Source organism: Streptomyces malaysiensis subsp. malaysiensis (assembly GCF_040653035.1).
In the GTDB taxonomy this organism is placed as follows: domain Bacteria; phylum Actinomycetota; class Actinomycetes; order Streptomycetales; family Streptomycetaceae; genus Streptomyces; species Streptomyces malaysiensis.
Genome location: NZ_JBEZNG010000034.1, coordinates 1 through 18,800, shown reverse-complemented (window position 1 = coordinate 18,800; position 18,800 = coordinate 1). Strand labels below are relative to the sequence as shown.

The following is an 18,800-nucleotide window of genomic DNA, read 5'->3' as shown; positions in this document are numbered from 1 at the left end:
CCTCAGGCGCTGCCGAAGTTGTTGTCGAGAAGGTCGAACAGTTCATCGGCGCTCGCCGAACTGAGTTCACCGGCCTCGGCCGGTGCGCTGCGCTCGTCCCAGTGGCGCAGCAGGGTGTGGAGTCGGATGCTGATCTCGTCGGCGACCGGGAGCTGTGACAGGGCCCGGTCCAGACGGTCGAGTTCGGCCAGCATCGGGGCTACGGGGTCGGGCTCGGCGAGCAGCTCGCCGTGCAGGTGGTCCGCGAGGACGGCCGGTGTCGGGTGGTCGAACACCACTGTCGGGGAGATGGCCAGTCCGGTGGCCGTGCACAGCCGGTTGCGGAACTGGACGGCGAGCAGTGAGTCGAAGCCCAGGTCGGCGAAGGGCGAGTCGGGCCGGACTGCGCCGGGTGCGGCATGGCCGAGGGCGGCTGCGATCTGCTCGGTGACCAGGTCGAGCAGGGCCCGGCGCTGGTCGGCCTCCGGCAGTGCGGACAGCCGCTGGACGAGGTCGTCGCCGTGCTCCTCCGCCGCGGCCTCGGGCAGTTCCGAGATCAGGTTGAGCTGGCGGGGAGTGGAGACCGCCGAGACGATCAGATCCCAGTCGACGTCGGCCACGATGAGCGCGGGCTCGTCGCGTTCGACGGCCCTGCGGACCGCCGCCATCACCGTGTCGGCGGGCACCGGCGTCTCGGCGGGTGCCTGCGGCTCCCAGCCGCCGACGGCGACGGAGACGGCGCGGACGCCGCGGTCCCGCAGCCGGGCGGTGAGCGCGGCCAGACCCGCGTACCGGGCGGTGCCGGTGGCCTGCCGTGCCGCGCCCCAGACACCGCTGAGCGGGTGGAGCAGGACGAAGGTGTCCATGTCGCCGTCGGGTTCGGCCGACATGGACAGCATGGACAGCACGGCCTCGGTGACCGGACCGGCCGGCGGCTCGGCGGGCGCGACCTGGATCACGGTGCGCTCGTCGGGCTCGGGCCGTGCGGCGGGGTCGTCGCTGACGCGGACGCCCTCGGCGCCGTGCCGCTCCAGCCAGCCGACGATGTCGGCGGCCAGGGGCTCGTGGGCGCCGCGGACGAGGACGCGGCCGGGTGCCCAGCGTTCGGCGGGCGGCGCGACCTGCGGGGTGCGGACCAGGCGCCGGGCGTACGTGCCGTCGGCGCGCACCCGGACCTGGTTCTCGGTACCGGCCAGGAGGGTGCGCAGGCGGCGTACCACCGTGTCGTCGAGGTCGACGGGCAGGTCGACGAGGCCGCCCCAGCGCTGCGGCTGCTCCAGGCCGATGACCTGGCCGAGGCCCCACAGCGCGGCCTGCTCGGGGTCCCGTTCGGCCTCGGTGGTGACGCACCACAGGGGTGCCTGGACGCCGGCGGTGTCCAGGGCGCGCACCAGGGCCGGAGTGTCGGCGGGTGCCAGCAGGGAGAGCACGCCGGCGACGGGGCCGGTGACGCCCTTGAGGTCGGCGTCGGTGGTGACGACGCCGGGCAGGGCGGCGGTGAGCGGGTGGCCGCCGTCGGGCACGACGACCGCCCAGTCGTCCAGCGTCCCGGGGATGTCCTGGTCGGGCAGGGCGCGCCACTCGGTGCGGTACAGCACGTCGGGTGCCTGCTGCGGGGCGCCGGCGGCGGACCTGCCGGGCGTGGGCAGCCAGTACCGCTCGCGCTGGAAGGGATAGGTCGGCAGCTCGGCGCGGCGGCCGGGGCCGGTCAGGGCGGTCCGGTCGACGTCGGCGCCGGCGACCCACGCCTCGGCGAGGGCGGCGTGCATACGCTCCCGGCCGCCCTGGCCGCGCTGGAGGGTGCCGACGGTGGTGACCGGGAGCCCGGCGTCCGCGGCGGTGCCCTCGATGCCGGCGACCAGCACCGGGTGCGGTCCCGCCTCGACGAACAGGGTGTGTCCGGTGCGCAGCAGCCGCTCGGTGGCCGCGTGGAGGGCGACCGTTTCGCGCAGGTTCCGGTACCAGTACTCGGCGTCCATCGTGGTGCCGTCGACGAAGTCCGCGGTGACGGTGGACAGCAGGGGGACGTCCCCCTGGGCGGGCCGGACGCCGGCCAGTTCGGCGAGGAGTTCCTCCCGCACCTCCTCCACATGGGCGGAGTGCGAGGCGTAGTCGACGGGGACGCGCCTGGCCCGTACGTCGCGGGTGTCGCAGTCGGCGACGAGGGCGTCGAGCGCCTCGGGGTCGCCGGAGACGACGGTGGCGGCGGGGCCGTTGAGCGCGGCCACCCCGATGCGTCCGGCATGGCCGTCCAGGAGTCCGCGGACGGTGGACTCGTCGGCCGCCACGGAGACCATGCCGCCCTTGCCCGCCAGGGAGCGGCGGATGGCCCGGCTGCGCAGCGCGACGACCTTCGCGCCGTCGTCGAGGCTGAGTACACCGGCCACCACGGCCGCGGCGATCTCGCCCTGCGAGTGGCCCATGACGGCGTCCGGGTGGACGCCGTAGGAGCGCCACAGCGCGGCGAGCGAGACCATGACCGCGAAGAGGGCGGGCTGGACGACGTCGACCCGGTTCAGGGCCGTCTCGTCCGCGAGGACCTCGCGCAGGGACCAGTCCGTGTGCGCGGCCAGGGCCTGGGCGCACGCGTCCAGGCGGGCCGCGAACTCCGGCTCCGCGTCGGCGAGTTCGAGTGCCATGCCGGTCCACTGCGTGCCCTGGCCGGGGAAGACGAACACCGTGCGGCCAGAGTCGGCCTCGCCCGTGACGGCGTTCGGCGCGGTGTCGGGCGCGGCGAGCGCGGACAGCAGGGCGTCCCGGTCCGCGCCCAGGACCGCCAGGCGCCGCCCGAAGCGGGCCCGGCCGGCCAGCGTGCGGGCCACGTCGGCGGTGGGTACGTCGGTGTCGCGCAGCAGCCGGTGCAGACCGGCGGCCTGGGCGCGCAGGGCTCCCGCGGTACGGGCGGACAGCAGCAGGGGTGCCGTGCGGTCCGGGTCGGCGGGCGCGGGCGTCTCGTCCGGCTGCGGCTCCGGCTGTTCCAGTACGACGTGGGCGTTGGTGCCGCTCATCCCGAACGCCGACACACCGGCCCGGCGCGGTCCCTCCCAGGGGCGGGCCTCGGTGAGCAGCCGGACGTGGCCGGCGCTCCAGTCGACCTTGGTGCTGGGCTGCTCGGCGTGCAGGGTCCTGGGCAGGGTGCCGTGCCGCATCGCCATCACCGTCTTGATGATCGCGGCGACGCCGGCGGCGGCCTGGGGGTGGCCGATGTTGGACTTCAACGAGCCCAGCCACAAGGGCTCTTCGCGGTCCTGACCGTAGGTGGCCAGCAGCGCCTGCGCCTCGATGGGGTCGCCGAGGGTGGTGCCCGTGCCGTGCGCCTCGACCAGTTGCACATCCGCCGGTTCGAGCCCGGCGTTGGCCAGCGCCTGGCGGATGACCCGCTGTTGGGCGAGGCCGTTGGGCGCGGTCAGTCCGTTGGACGAGCCGTCCTGGTTGACGGCGGAGCCGCGGACCACGGCGAGCACCGGGTGGCCGTTGCGCCGGGCGTCCGACAGCCGCTCGACGACGAGCACGCCGACGCCCTCGGACCAGCCGGTGCCGTCGGCCTCCTCCGCGAACGACCGGCAGCGGCCGTCGGCGGAGAGCCCGCGCTGCCGGCTGAACTCCACGAAGACGTCCGGGGACGCCATCACGGCGGCGCCGCCGACCAGGGCGTACGCGCACTCGCCCGAGCGCAGGGACTGGCCGGCCAGGTGCAGTGCCACCAGGGAGGACGAGCAGGCCGTCTCCACGGTGACCGCGGGGCCCTCGGTGCCGAGCGTGTAGGCGATGCGGCCGGAGGCCACGCTGGTGACGGTGCCGCTGAGCAGGTGGCCCTCGGCGCCGTCGATGGAGCCGCTGCCGTAGCCCTGCATGGCGGCGCCGACGAAGACGCCGCCCTGGGTTCCGCGCAACGACGTCGGGTCGATGCCCGCCCGCTCCAGCGCCTCCCAGGAGGTCTCCAGGAGCAGCCGCTGCTGCGGGTCCATGGCGAGCGCCTCGCGGGGCGCGATGCCGAAGAAGGCAGCGTCGAAGTCGCCGGCGTCGTGGAGGAAGCCGCCGCCGCGGGCGTAGCAGGTGCCCTCGTGGTCGGGGTCGGGGTGGTAGAGCCGCTCCAGGTCCCAGCCGCGTTCCGCCGGGAGGGCGCCGATGGCGTCCTCGCCGTGGGCGACCAGCTTCCACAGGTCCTCCGGCGAGGTCACACCGCCGGGGAAGCGGCAGGCCATGGCGACAATCGCCAGCGGTTCGCCGGTCGTCCGCGCGGTGTGCGCGGTGGCCGTACGGTCCTCCGCGCCGGGCGCGGTGGCGTCGAGTCCGGCGTACAGCCGGCCGGCCAGGTCGGCGACGGTGGGGTGGTCGAAGACCTCGGTGACGGACAGCCGCACCCCGGTGGCCTCGACCAGCCGGTTGCGCAGCTCCACGGCGGTCAGGGAGTCGAAGCCGAGGTCGCGGAAGACCCGGTCGACGGCGATGTCGTCGGCGCGGTCGTGGCCCAGGACGGCCGCGACATGGTCGCGGACCAGGTCGCGCACCGCCTCCTCGCGGCGGGCCGCCGGCAGTCCGACGAGGTGTGCGGCGAACGCGGACGCCGGGGGCTCCGGGTCCTCCGCGCGGCCGGCCAGGACCGCGCGCACCTCGGGCAGGTCCTCGACGAGCCGACGCGGGCGCGCCGCGGTATAGGCGGGGGCGAAGTCCTCCCAGCGGACGTCGGCGACGGCCACCGTGGCGTCCGGTCCCGCGGCCAAAGCGCGCAGGGCGGCGACGGCCGCGGCGGGCGCCAGCGCGGCGAGGCCGCGGCGGCGCAGCCGGTCCAGCGCCTCGTCGTCGGCCATGCCGCCGCCGGCCCAGGGGCCCCAGGCGACGGAGACCGCGGTGAGCCCGCGGGCCCTGCGCCGGGCGGCCAGTGCGTCCAGGTGGGCGTTGGCCGCCGCGTAGGCGCCCTGTCCCCCGCTGCCCCACAGGCCGGCGATGGAGGAGAACAGCACGAACGCGTCCAGCGGGGTGTCGCCGAGCAGTTCGTCCAGGTGGCGGGCGCCCAGCACCTTGCCGGCCGCGATCTCGCCGAGCGTGGCCACGCTGTCTTCGGCGACGGACCCGAGGCCGAGCGCGCCCGCGGTGTGCACGACGGCGGCCGGGGGGTGCGCGGCCAGCAGGGCGGCGACCGCCTCGCGGTCCGTCATGTCGCACGCCTCGACGGTGACACGCGCCCCGAGGGCGGTCAGTTCGTCGCGGAGGGCGTCGGCGCCGGGCGCGGCCGGGCCGCGGCGGCTGGTGAGCACCAGGTGCTCGGCGCCGTCCTCGGCCAGGCGCAGTGCGACGTGGCGGCCGAGGGCGCCGGTGCCACCGGTGATCAGGACGGTGCCGCGGGGCTGCCAGAGCGGGCCGGCCTCCGGTGCGGGCGCGTGCTCCAGGCGGCGGGCGCGGACGCCCTCGGCCCGTACGGCGAGCTGGTCCTCGTCGCCGCCGCCGGTGACCGCGGCGCCCAGCCGGGCCAGGGCGGTCGCGTCGACGTCGGCGGGCAGGTCGACCAGGCCGCCCCACAGCTCGGGCTGTTCCAGGCCGAGTACCTGGCCGAGTCCCCAGGTCTGCGCCTGCTCGGGCCGTGCGGTGTCGCGGTCCTGGTCCACGGTGACCGCGCTCTGCGTCACCAGCCAGAGCGGGGCGCCGAGCGCGGCGTCGGTCAGCGCCTGGGCGGCGGTCAGGGTGCCGGCCAGGCCGGCCGGTACCGCCGGGTGATCGGGGTGCGGCCGCTCGTCGAGCGCGAGCAGCGACAGCACGCCCGATACCGGACCGGGTCCGGCCGCGTCCCGCAGCAGCTGTGCGAGCGCGCCGCGTCCGGTGCCGGCGGCGACGGGGACGACGGATGTGCCGAGCTCGCGGAGCCAGGCGAGGCAGACGGCCGACGCGGTGCCGACGGCGTCGGTGTCGGGGACCAGGGCGAGCCAGGTGTGGTCCGGTGCGCCCGGGGTGGCGGGGCGGACCGGCTCGGTCCAGCCGATGCGGTAGCGCCACCGGTCGGCGGCCTGTCCGGCGGCGCCGGGCGCGTCCGGTACGTGCGGCCAGAACCGCTTGTGCTGAAAGGGATAGGTGGGCAGCGCGTGCCGGACGGCGCCCGCGGGGGCGAACAGCGCCTCCCAGTCCGGTCCGGCGCCCGCGGTGTGCAGGCGGGCCAGGGCGGCCAGCAGGGTCTGCTCCTCGGGGCGGCCGGCGCGCAGCAGGGACACCGCGAGCGGGCTCTCCTCGGGGAGGCAGTCGGGGACCATGCCCGAGAGCACGCCGTCGGGCCCGAGTTCCACGAACGTGGTGGTGCCGACGGCCCGCAGGGTGCGTACGGCGTCGGCGAACAGGACGGTGGCCCGGGCCTGCCGCGCCCAGTAGGCGGGCGAGCACGCCTCCTCGGGGGTGAGTTCGGCGCCCGTCACGGTGGAGACGACGGGGATGCGCGGGACCGCGTAGGAGAGGCCGGCCGCGATCCGCTCGTACTCGGCGAGCATGCCGTCCAGGTGTGCGGAGTGGAAGGCGTGCGAGGTGCGCAGCAGCTTGGTCCTGCGGCCCTGCTGCCGCCAGTGCCCTTCGAGGGCGGCGATCGCGTCGGCGTCGCCGGAGAGCACCACGGACCCCGGGGCGTTGACGGCCGCGACGGCGATCCGGTCCCCGTACTCGGCGAGCGGACCCGCCGCCTCGTCGGCGGACGCCTGGACGGCGAGCATCGCGCCATCCGCGCGCTGGGCCTGCATCAGCCGCCCGCGCGCGGTCACCAGGACGGCGGCGTCGGCGAGCGTGAGGACGCCGGCGGCGTGCGCGGCGGCCAGTTCACCGACGGAGTGACCGGCGAGCCGCTGCGGGTGCACACCCCACTCCCGCAGCGTGCGGAAGAGGGCGACCTCGAGGGCGAACAGCGCGGGCTGGGCGTACTCGGTGCGCTCCAGGGCCTCGGCGTCCTCCTCGACGACCCGGCGGAGTGGCCGCTCCAGGTGCCGGTCCAGCTCGGCGCAGACTTCGTCGTAGGCGGCGGCGAAGGCGGGGACGCGGGCGTACAGCCCGGCGCCCATGCCGGGGTGCTGGCTGCCCTGCCCGGTGAACAGGAAGGCCACCGACTGGGCGGCCTCGTCGCGTGCGGTGCCCTCGAAGATCCCGGCCGAGGTGCGGCCCTCGGCGAGCGCGCCGAGCGCGCGCACCAGGGCGTCGCGGTCCTCGGCGAGCACGACGGCCCGGTCGGGCAGCGCGGCGCGGGTGGTGGCCAGCGAGTACGCGACGTCCGTCAGCGCCTCCTCGGCCACGGTCCCGCTCTCCAGGAACGCCAGCAGGCTCGCGGCCTGGGCGCGCAGGGCGGTGCGGCCCTTGGCGGCGAGCGGGAAGAGCCGGGCGCCGGTGGCCGGGCGGTCGCCGGTCCGCTCCGCGGCGTGCTCGGCGTCCTGCCGGCCGGGCTCCTCCAGGAGGGCGTGCGCGTTGGTGCCGCTGATGCCGAACGCGGACACGCCGAACCGGCGCGGCGCCCCGGTCCTGGGCTGCCAGGGCCGCGCCTCGGCCAGCGGCTGTACGGCTCCCCCGATCCAGTCCACGACGTCGGAGGGGGCGTCCAGATGCAGGGACTCGGGAAGGACGCCGTGCCGCATCGCCATGATCATCTTGATGACGCCGGCCACGCCCGCGGCGGCCTGGGTGTGCCCGATGTTGGACTTCACCGAGCCCAGCCACAGCGGCCGGTCCGCGTCGCGGTCCCGCCCGTAGGTGGCGATCAGGGCCTGGGCCTCGATGGGGTCGCCGAGGCGGGTGCCGGTGCCGTGGCCCTCGACCGCGTCCACCTCATCGGGGCGCAGACCGGCGTCGGCGAGGGCGGCCGTGATGACCCGCTGCTGCGAAGGCCCGTTCGGGGCGGCCAGGCCGTTGCTGGCGCCGTCCTGGTTGACCGCGCTGCCGCGCACCAGGGCGAGCACCTGGTGCCCGTTGCGCCGGGCATCCGACAGCCGCTCCAGCAGCAGCAGTCCGGCGCCCTCGCCCCAGGCGGTGCCGTCCGCGGAGGCCGCGTACGCCTTGGCGCGCCCGTCGGCGGCGATACCGCGCTGCCGGCTGAACGACAGGAACAGGCCGGGCGTGGACATCACGGTGACTCCGCCGGCCATGGCCAGGTCGCACTCGCCCCGGCGCAGCGACTGGCAGGCCAGGTGCAGGGCGACCAGCGCGGAGGAGCAGGCGGTGTCGACCGTGACGGCGGGCCCCTCCAGGCCGAGGGCGTAGGAGATGCGGCCGGAGACGACGCTGGCCGCGGCGCCGGTGCTGCCGTAGCCCTCGCTGTCGGCGTGGTCCGCGGGCGCGGCGGCGAGCAGCGCCGGGTAGTCCTGCCCGTTGGTGCCCGCGAAGACGGCCGTACGGCTGCCGCGCAGCGTGGTGGGGTCGAGGCCGGCGCGCTCCAGCAGCTCCCAGGACGTCTCGAGGAGCACGCGCTGCTGCGGGTCCATGGCCAGCGCCTCGCGCGGGGAGATGCCGAAGAAGTCGGCGTCGAAGCCGGCGGCGTCGTCGAGGAAGGCACCCTCGCGCACATAGGTGGTGCCCGGGTGCGCCGGGTCGGGGTGGTACAGCCCGTCCAGGTCCCAGCCGCGGTCGGCGGGGAAGGCGCCGACCGCGTCGGTGCTCTCGCCGACGAGCCGCCAGAGGTCCTCCGGGGTGCGTACGCCGCCGGGGAAGCGGCAGCTCATCGCGACGACGGCGATCGGGTCGCCGTCGGCCCCGGCCGGCACCGGCGCGGGGTCCGGCCCGGGTGCGGCGCCCGTGGAGCCGGCCAGTTCGGCGCGCAGGTGGCGCACCAGGGCGGCCGGGGTCGGGTGGTCGTACACCACGGTGGCCGGGAGGCGCAGTCCGGTCGCGGCGCCCAGCCGGTTGCGGACCTCCACACCGGTCAGCGAGTCGAAACCGAGCTCCTTGAACGTGCGCTCCACCGGGACCGCCCCGGCACCGGAGTGGCCGAGCACGGCGGCGATGTGAGAGCGCACCACGTCGAGCAGGATGCGTCCGCGCTCCTCCTCGCCGGCTTCGGCGAGCCGCCGGGCGAGCGCGGTGCCGGCGGTGCCGGGCTCCTCGGCGGCGGTGGCCGCGGCCGCGCGGATGCGCCGCACCTCGGGCACGTCGTACAGCAGCGGCCGGACGCGGGAGGCGGTGAACGCCAGGAAGAACCGGTCCCAGTCGATGTCCGCCACGGTCAGGCAGGTCTCGTCGTCCGCCACGGCCCGCTCCATCGCGGTCAGGGCGTCCTCGGGGTCCATGGCGGGCAGGCCGTGCCGGGCCAGCAGGCCGCCGACGCCGTCACGGCCGGCCATGCCCGCGCCCGCCCAGGGGCCGAAGGCGACGGAGGTCGCCACAAGCCCTTCGGCGCGGCGCTGCTCGGCGAGGGCGTCCATGAACGCGTTGCCGGGGGCGTAGTTGCCCTGGCCGGGTACGCCGAAGGTGGCGGCCACGGAGGAGAACAGCACGAACGCGTCCAGGTCCAGCGTCCGGGTCAGCTCGTGCAGATGCCGCGCGCCGACCAGCTTCGGGCGCAGCACCCGGTCGATCTGCTCCGGGCGCAGCACCGCCACCATGTCGTCGTCCAGGACGGCGGCGGTGTGCACGACGGCGGTGAGCGGGTGTTCCCGCGGAACCGTCGCGAGCAGCGCCGCCAGGGCATCGCGGTCGGCCACGTCGCAGGCGGCGATCGTGACACGGGAGCCGCGCTCCTCCAACTCCTGGCGGAGCGCGTCGGCGCCGGGCGCCTGCGGGCCGCCGCGGCCGACGAGGAGCAGATGGTCCGCGCCGCGCTCGGCGAGCCGGCGGGCGACGTGCGCGCCCAGGGCGCCGGTGCCGCCGGTGACGAGCGTGGTGCCGCGGGGCTCCCACGTGCGGGCCCGGGGGCGAGCGCCCCGCGCCGCCCGTGTCAGACGGCGCACGGACACGCCCGCCGCGCGCACGGCTGTCTGGTCCTCGGTCCCCCGGGCGGGGTCCGCCGCGCCGCCCGCGGGCAGGCCCGCGAGGACGGCGGCCAGCCGGGTGCGGGTGTCCTCGTCCAGACCGGCCGGGAGGTCGACGAGACCGCCCCAGCGGTCGGCGTGTTCCAGGCCGACGACCCGGCCCAGGCCCCAGACCGGGGACTGCTCGGCGGCGGTGAGCCGGTCGGTGGCGTCCACGGCGACGGCGCCCCGGGTGACCAGCCATAGCGGCGCGGTGAGGCCGGTGTCGCCGAGTGCCTGGACGAGCGCCACGCTGGACACCAGGCCGGCGGGCGCCGCCGAATGTCCGGGGCACGGCCGCTCGTCCAGGGCGAGCAGCGAGAGCACGCCCGCGACGGGGCCGTCCCCGGCCGCGTCGCGCAGCCGCTCGGCGAGGACCGCCCGGTCGGCGTCGGCGGCCACGGTCACGGTGCGGACGTCCGCACCGTACGCCGCCGGTACGGCCCGCACTGCGGCGGTGTACGTGTCCTCGGCGAGGTGCTCGGGCACCACGGCCAGCCAGCGCCCGGCCAGGGCGTCCGGAGCCGGTGCCCGGTCGGCGTCGGGCCGCGGTGTCCAGGTGACGCGGTAGCGCCAGGTGCCGGGGCCTGGCCGCGCGGGCGCGGCGGCACGCGAGGTGTCCAGCCAGTACCGCCGGCGCTCGAACGAGTAGGTCGGCAGTTCCGTGCGACGGGCGCCGCTGCCCTCGTACAGTGCCGTCCAGTCCACCGGCGCGCCGTGCGCGTATGCCTCGGCCAGGGAGTTGAGGAACCGTTCGGGGCCTCCGTCGCCACGGCGCAGCGTGCACAGCACGGCCGCCGGGCGTTCCGAGGTGTGGTCGAGGGACTCGGAGATGCCCTGCATCAGCACCGGGTGCGGGCTGACCTCGATGAAGAGCGCGGAGCCCGCGGAGAGCACATCCTCGACGGCCGGGCCGAAGCGGACCGTGCCGCGCAGGTTGCGGTACCAGTAGCCGGCGTCGAGTCCGGTGCCTTCGAGCACCTCACCGGTGACGGTGGAGAGGAAGGGCACCGTGGCGCGGCGGGGCTCGATCCCGTCCAGTGCCTCGGTCACCGCCTCGCGGATCTCTTCCACGTGCGCCGAGTGGGAGGCATAGTCGACCGGGACACGGCGGGCGCGGCAGCCCTCCTCCTCGCACATCGCGAGGAGTTCGTCCAGCGCTTCGGGGTCGCCGGAGACGACGACCGCCCCGGGGCCGTTGACGGCGGCGACGGACAGCCGGTCGCCCCAGCGGCTGAGCCGGCGCACGGCCGCCTCCTCCGGCTCGGCGACGGACACCATGCCGCCGCGCCCGGCGAGGGCGCGCAGCGCCTGGCTGCGCAGCGCGACGACGCGCGCACCGTCCTCCAGCGAGAGGGCGCCGGCCACCACGGCCGCGGCGATCTCGCCCTGGGAGTGGCCGACGACCAGGTCGGGCTGCACGCCGTGGGAGCGCCAGAGGGCGGCCAGGGAGACCATGACGGCGAACAGGGCGGGCTGTACGACGTCCACGCGCTCCAGCCCGGGTGCTCCGGGCTCGGCCAGTACCTCCGAAAGCGACCAGTCGACGTACGGCGCGAGGGCGTCCTCGCAGGCCCGCAGCCGCTCGGCGAAGACCGGTGCGGACCGGGCGAGTTCCAGGGCCATGCCGGCCCACTGCGAGCCCTGGCCGGGGAAGACGAAGACGGTCCTGGCGCCGGGCAGCGCGGTGCCGCGCACCACTCCGGGCAGCGGCAGCCCGTCGCCGGGCGTGGCCTCGGCGAGCGCGCGCAGTCCGGCCGGTCCGGCGAGCAGCACCGCGCGCTCCTCGAACGCGGTCCGCTCGGCGGCCAGCGAGTAGCCGACGTCCAGGGGGCGCGGCTGCGGGGCGGCGGCCAGGTGCTCCGCGAGGCGGCCGGCCTGCCGGCGCAGGGCGTGGGCGTCCCGGGCGGTGAGGATCCAGGGCGCGGAGGCCGGGGTGTGCCCGTCCGCCGCGAGGGCCGCCTGCGGGGCCTCTTCGAGGACGACGTGGGCGTTGGTGCCGCTCACGCCGAACGAGGAGACGCCGGCCCGGCGCGGGCGGCCCGCGGCCGGCCACGCCATCCGCTCCGTGAGCAGCCGCACCGCGCCGGCCGACCAGTCCACGCGGGACGACGGCGTACGGACGTGCAGGGTCGCGGGCAGCGTCGCGTGCCGCAGCGCCGCCACCGTCTTGATGACTCCGGCGATACCGGCGGCGGCCTGGGTGTGGCCGATGTTGGACTTCAACGAGCCCAGCCAGAGGGGCCGTTCGCGATCCTGGCCGTAGGTGGCGAGCAGCGCCTCGGCCTCGATCGGGTCGCCCAGGACGGTTCCGGTGCCGTGGGCCTCGACGGCGTCGACCTCGGCGGCGGTCAGCCCCGCGTCGGCCAGGGCGTCGCGGATGACGCTCTCCTGGGACGGGCCGTGCGGCGCGGTCAGGCCGTTGGAGGCACCGTCCTGGTTGACGGCGCTGCCGCGCACCAGCGCGAGCACGGGGTGGCCGTTGCGCCGGGCGTCCGACAGCCGCTCCAGCAGCAGTACGGCGACGCCTTCGCCCCAGCCGGTGCCGGTGGCGTCGTCGCTGAAGGACCGGCAGCGGCCGTCGCGGGCGAGGCCGTTCTGCCGGCTGAACTCCATCAGCATGCCGGGCCCCGCCATCACCGTGGCTCCGGCGGCCAAGGCGAGGGAGCACTCGCCGCCGCGCAGCGCCCGTGCCGCCATGTGGAGCGCCACCAGCGACGACGAGCAGGCGGTGTCGACGGTCACGGCCGGACCGTGCAGGCCGAAGGTGTAGGAGATACGGCCCGAGGCGACGCTGCCGGCGCCGCCGACCAGGCCGTATCCCTCGACCTCGGCCGGTATCTCGTGCAGCCGGGGCAGGTAGTCCTGGCTCATGGCGCCGACGAAGACACCGGTGGCGCTGGAGCGCAACGTGGCCGGGACGATACCGGCCCGCTCGAACGCCTCCCAGCTGGTCTCCAGCAGCAGCCGCTGCTGGGGGTCCATGGCGAGCGCCTCGCGCGGGGAGATACCGAAGAAGTCGGCGTCGAAGTCGCCCACCCCGTCCAGGAATCCTCCGAAGCCGGTGTGGGAGGTCCCGTCGCCCTCGCCGCCGAGCAGGGCGTCCAGGTCCCACCCGCGGTCCTCGGGCAGTGGTCCGACGGCGTCCGCGCCGGACTCCACAAGCCGCCACAGGTCCTCGGGGGAACGCACCCCGCCGGGCAGCCGACAGCTCATGGCGACGATCGCGACGGGCTCGTCCACCGGTGCGGCGGTGGGCGCCAAGGCCGGTGCGGCGGTGCCGGCGCCGTGCAGAGAACGGTGCAGGAAGGACGCGACCTCTTCGACGGTGGGGTGGTTGTAGACGAGTGCGGCGGGCAGTCGCAGGCCCGTCGCGGCGGCCAGCCGGCCGCGCAGTTCCAGCGAGGAGGTGGAGTCGAGGCCGAGGGCTTTGAAGGCCAGGCTGACATCGACCCCGTCAGCGCTCGGGTGTCCCAGGACGGCGGCGGCGTGCGATCTGACCAGCTCGGTCAGTGCGGGCAGACCGGTGTCCTCGACCGCCGTCACAGCCGGGGCGGGCTCGGCGACCCGGTCGAACCAGTAGGACTGCCTCTGGAACGGGTAGGTGGGCAGAGCGACGCGGACGGCGCCGGAGAGCAGGGGGGACCAGTCGACGTCGACGCCTTGGACGAACAGTTCGGCCGCCGAGCGCTTCAGCCGCTCCCATCCCCCGTCGTCCCGGCGCAGCGTCCCGCCCGTGATCACGTCACCGGCGGTCTCCGCCACCGCCGCGGTCAGCACCGGATGAGCACTGACCTCGACGAACACGCCGTATCCGGCGTCCGCCAGGGTGCGTACGGCCGCCTCGAACTCAACGGTCCGGCGCAGGTTGCGGTACCAGTAGCCGGCGTCGAGCTCCGTGCCGTCCGCCCAGTCCACGTTCACGGTCGAGAACAGCGGGACGCTTCCCGCCCGGGGGGTCACGTCCCGCAGGACGTCCAGTACCCGCTCCTCGATCTCCTCCACCTGCGCACAGTGGGAGGCGTACTGCACGGGCAGCCGGCGAGCGCGGACGTCCCGCTCCTCGGCCAGTGCCTCCAGCTCCGCCAGTGCCTCGGGGGCGCCGGCGACGACGACCGACGAGGGACCGTTGACCGTGGCGACCGAGAGCTCGGGCCCGATGAGTGCGCGGACCTCCCGGGCCGACAGCGCCAGCGATGTCATGCCGCCGCGCCCGGCCAGGGCACGCAGCGTCCTGGCGCGCAGGGCCACCACGCGCGCACCGTCCTCCAGCGACAGGGCGCCCGCCACCACGGCGGCCGCGACCTCGCCCTGGGAGTGGCCGAGCACCGCGTCGGGGACGACGCCCAGCGACTGCCACATCGCGGCGAGCGACACCATGACCGCCCACAGGACGGGCTGGACGACCTCCGTGCGCTCCAGCGCGTCCGCGTCGCCCAGCACATCGGCGAGGCGCCAGTTGGTGAACGGTTCCAGTGCCTGTCCGCACTCGTCCATGCGGGCGGCGAAAACCGGTGACCCGTCCATGAGTTCACGCGCCATGCCGACCCACTGCGAGCCCTGGCCGGGGAAGACGAACACGGTCTTGCCCACCGCCGCCGTGGCGTGTCCGGTGACCACGTTGTCGCCGGCCCCGCCCGTCGCCAGCGCCCGCAGGCCGTCGGCGCCCAGGGACACCGCGCGGTGGTCGAAGAGAGTACGGGACGACAGCAGGGATCCGCCCAGGTCGACGGGGTCGGTGCCGGGGTGGCCGTCGACCCAGTCGGCCAGCCGCGCGGCCTGCGCGCGCAGCGCGGCCGGGGTCCGCCCGGACACCACCAGAGGCACGGCGCCGGGTACCGCGTTCCGCTCGGGAGAGGCCGGTGCCGCGGACACGTCCGGAAGGTGGGCGGCCACCACCACGTGGCAGTTGGTACCGCCCAGCCCGAACGAGCTGACGCCGGCGACCCGGCGATCGCCGCGCCAGGAACCGTGTCCGGTGACCACCTGGAGGTTCAGCTCGTCGAGCGGGATGTCGGACGACGGCGTGTCGAAGTTGAGGCTGGCCGGGATACTGCCGTGACGCACCGCCAGGACGGTCTTGAGCAGGCCGACGACACCGGCGGCGCTCTCCAGATGGCCGACGTTGGTCTTGGCCGAGCCGACGAGCAGAGGCGAACCGGCCGGCCGCGCGCCGCCGATCGAGGCACCCAGCGCGGCCGCCTCGACCGGGTCGCCGACCTTGGTGCCCGTGCCGTGCAACTCGACGTAGTCGACATCGGCGGGCGACACTCCAGCGGCCCGGTGGGCCAGTGCCACCACCTCGCGCTGTGCCGTGGCGTCGGGCACGGTCAGCGCGCTGCCGTCGCCATCGTGGTTGACGGCACTGCCGAGAAGCACACCGTGGACGGTGTCGCCGTCGGCGACGGCCTGGTCGAGCGGTTTCAGCAGTACCAGGCCACCGCCCTCGCCACGTACATAGCCGTCGGCCCGCGCGTCGAAGGTGTGACAGCGCCCCGTCGGGGAGAGGGCGCCGACGCCCGCGGCGACCAGCGCGGTGTCGAGTGCCAGGTTCAGACTGACACCGCCGGCCAGCGCGGTGACGGACTCGCCGCTGCGCAGACTCTGACACGCCAGATGCACGGCGACCAGCGACGACGACTGGCCGGTGTCCACGAGTTGACTCGGGCCGCGCACACCGAGGGTGTGCGAGAGCCGGTTGGCGATGAGCGCGCGCTGAGTGCCGGCCAGCGTGTGATGGGTGATCTCACCGGCCGACTGCCGCCGCAGTGTGGCGTAGTCGTCCCACCCGGCGCCGATGAACACGCCCGTGCGGGTGCCGGCGAGCGCGGCGGGCAGCAGACCCGCGTGCTCGACGGCCTCCCAGCTCAGTTCCAGGGCGAGCCGCTGCTGCGGGTCCATGGCGGCGGCTTCGCGGGGCGAGACGCCGAAGAAGGCCGCGTCGAACGCGTCGGGGTGCTCGATGAAGCCGCCCCATCGCGCGCCGGCGGCGTGCGGGGTCCCGGCGGCGTCGAGCTGGGCGGCCGTCCATCGGTCGGCCGGCGCCTCGGTGATGGCGTGCCGTCCGTCGAGCAGCAGCCGCCAGAAGGCGTCGGGGTCGGGCGCTCCGGGCAGGCGGCACGAATAGCCGATGACGGCGATGGCAGCCTGCGACGGATCCGTCCTGGTCAACGACTGCTCCTCAACGTACTTCAATTCCCTCGCCCTGACCCCTAGGGATACATCGTGATTTTTCAAGTCATGTTGTTCCTGCGAAACCGCAGCGCACCACCGCAATGGCTGTAGATCCCCTCCACCACTGCGGGGCAGGCGACAACTCGGCGAGGCACGTCCCGACGATCAAGTGGCTGACGACCGATCAGTCGAAGAACCCCCAGGCCACTGAGCGCACTTGGTGACCCTACTCTGACGCCCGTCGCCCTATCGCGCGTGGCGAAGATCACAACCCGCACGCCTCCGCGCCGCCGCCGTTACAACCTGTTTCCACACCATTGGCGCCAGCCGTTCGCCCGCTTTTCACCCAATGATCAATATTGTCGCTACGCATACCACCAACAGCCCACCAAATCGGACGTGTTCCACTCTCCGCTTTCGATCACTGACCGCGTGCAACGCCCGGCGAGCAGTCACCGCTGCGTGGCCGGTGTCACGGCTTTCTGCCGCCAAGCGCCTGACCTGGCCGGACGGCATGTCTAGGGAAACTCGTAGACTGATCAAACCTTGGGTCGGCACCAACACACATCACGTACGGGCGCGTCCCGATGGGAAGCGCCCGTACGGGGACCGGCTGACCTCCCGTGAAGCCCCTACCGGGCCCGAAGAACGCGAGGGGCCGGCGTGTGCACTCGCCGGGTCAGCGGCCTTCGGCGAAGCGGGCGGTGACGGCGAGCGCCTGCTTGTCCGGCTTGCCGGCACCGGTGAGGGGCAGCGCGTCATGGAATGTCACCACGGCCGGTACGTGCTTCGGGGACAGCTCGGCGGCGACGTGGCCGATCAGCGTCCCGGCGTCGGCGGTGCTGTCCGGCCGCGCCACCACGGCGGCGTGGATGTGCTCCACGCGGTCGTCGTCGATCACGCAGTACACCGCGGCCTGGGCGATGCCCGGATGGCTCAGCAGCGCGTTCTCCACATCGGTGGGATGGACCTTGATGCCGTTGGCCTTCATCACCTCGCCCATCCGGCCGTGCAGCCGCAGAAAGCCGTTCTCGTCCACGGAGCCGAGGTCACCGGTGTGCACCCAGCCGTCACGGACGATCGCGGCCGTCAGCTCCGGCTCACCCCAGTAGCCGAGCATGGTGGACGGGCTCCGCACACACACCTCACCGATCTCACCGGACGGGAGGTCGCGGTCGGCGTCCAGGTCACGGATGCGTATCTGTGTGGTCGGACGTCCGACGGTCCGGCGCAGCTCCGGGTCGAAGTGGTCCTGCGGCATCAGCATGCTGATGCCGCTGATCTCCGTGGTCCCGTAGAGCTGGAGCAGCACCGGGCCGAACACCTCGACCGCCTGGGCCAGTCGGGCAGGGGCCGCGGGGGAACCGACGTAGGTGATGAGCTTGACGCTCGACCGGTCGGTGGTGGCGATGTCGGGATGGTCGATCAGCATGTACAGCTGCGGCGGGGTGATCGTCAGCGCGGAGACACGGTGCCGTTCCACGGCCCTCAGCACATCGCCCGCCTCGAACCCGTCGTGCAGGACGACCGTTCCCCCGGAGGCGAGCGCGACGTCGACGGCGGAGCCGCTGGAGTTGCTCACCGGAAGGGTCGACAGGCACACGATGGGTTCCGGGGACTGGAGGGCCACCTGGAGGTTGAAGCTGCGCAGGCGGTACGGCTGCATGACGCCCTTGGGGCGGCCGCTGGTACCGCTGGTGTAGATCACCACGGCCGGCTTTTCGGGGTCGGTCTCGACGGCGTCGAGGTCGAAGGCGTCCGGGTCGCCCGACGAGAGGTCCAGGACATCGGAACCGAGGGCGCCGAGCGCGGCGAGACGCGGTGGCTCGGACAGCCGGTCGCACAGCTCGCGGGCCGCGTCGAGGTTCTCCTTGTCGACGGCGAGGAAGGTCACCCCGGTCCTGCTGAGGATCTCCTGCCGGGCGGCGGCGGCCATCTGGTCCGTGGGATCCACCGCGTTGGTGGAGTGCAGGTGGACCACGGTGGCCCCGGCGAGGTTGGCCGCGTAGCGCAGGATGATGGTCGCCGGGCTGTTGGTGACGGTCAGCACCGCCACCACCGGATCCTTGCCCTCCGTGCCCGGGGCCCGGTGTTCGGTGAAGTGCCTGCGCAGGACTTCGGCCGCCGTGACAACCGCCGTGGAGAACCGGTCCGCGGTGAACTCCTCACCCTCCCGCCACAGGGCGATCCGGTCGGGATCGGACGCCAACACCTCAAGGACCCGGCGGGCGTAATTCTCATTCGAAGACATCGGCACTCCACTTTGCCAGCCGTTGACGGTTCGATGAAGGGTTACATGATCGCGAGAGCACGGCAACACACACCTAAGTGAATTACCAGACCTGATGTTCCGAGTTGCTGTTGTTGACTTCGAATGACCGGCGATGTCAAGCGAGTTGGACACCGGCCGAGTGAGTTGGACGCCGACCAAAACCGATGGTATACAGACGCTACTTCCATGTCCTTCCTCCGAATCGAGGACGGCAAAGCCACGTGATTCGCCGCGCGATTCCGCTGGTGACGCGTTTGCGCCGGGGGCGAGCAGAAGTCGGCCGTAGCCCTTCGGTTTCAGCCGGTTGAGCGCGGCTGCCCGTAGTTGCATATGGCCTCAGGCGGCCTGAAAACGAAGCGAGTAGATGTGACGACCCAGTATCTGGACCTCTTTGCAAACCTCATCGAAGGCTCCGA

Annotated in this window: 1 protein-coding gene and 1 pseudogene; both read right to left on the bottom strand. The window is 74.5% G+C overall.

Features of this window, described 5'->3' with window-relative positions; translation table 11 throughout:
• Window positions 1-2: 2 nt before the first annotated feature.
• A pseudogene (locus AB0E24_RS40390) lies at window positions 3-16,022 on the bottom strand (SDR family NAD(P)-dependent oxidoreductase); the annotation flags it as partial.
• Window positions 16,023-16,791: 769 nt separating this feature from the next.
• Window positions 16,792-18,363 carry an ANL family adenylate-forming protein gene (locus tag AB0E24_RS40385; RefSeq protein ID WP_359384613.1) on the bottom strand — a complete coding sequence of 524 codons (1,572 nt, stop codon included), beginning with the start codon at window positions 18,361-18,363 and terminating at the stop codon, window positions 16,792-16,794.
• Window positions 18,364-18,800: the final 437 nt, after the last annotated feature.